Origin of the sequence: Vibrio sp. 10N.222.52.B7 (assembly GCF_041474275.1) — a bacterium.
GTDB classification, from domain to species: Bacteria; Pseudomonadota; Gammaproteobacteria; order Enterobacterales; family Vibrionaceae; genus Vibrio; species Vibrio crassostreae_C.
The window spans coordinates 1-234 of the sequence record NZ_JBFRTU010000297.1 but is presented as its reverse complement, the minus strand read 5'-3'; the positions used below and the strand labels follow the sequence as shown (position 1 = coordinate 234).

At 42.7% G+C, this 234-nt stretch carries 1 pseudogene; it reads right to left on the bottom strand.

The annotated features are described in order from the left end of the window. A pseudogene (locus AB4512_RS22915) lies at positions 1-234 on the bottom strand (AraC family transcriptional regulator); the annotation flags it as partial.

Genomic DNA, 234 nt, shown 5'->3' with positions numbered 1-234 from the left:
CTAGCGCGCTTTTCAATGAATCCTGCTGGTTTAGCTTAGCCACAAACCTTGGTACATAGGTTTGCTTGCAAAAACTCCACATAAACAGCGAAAACTCTTCTCTAGACGCAGATTCCCCCATAATCTTGACCACGTTTTTAACCGTTGTCTCAGGGAGATAATCGTAATGGTCATTACTGGTGAGAATATCATTAGGGATTTGGGCACTGCGAAGTAAGGTGTAGATTTCACCAT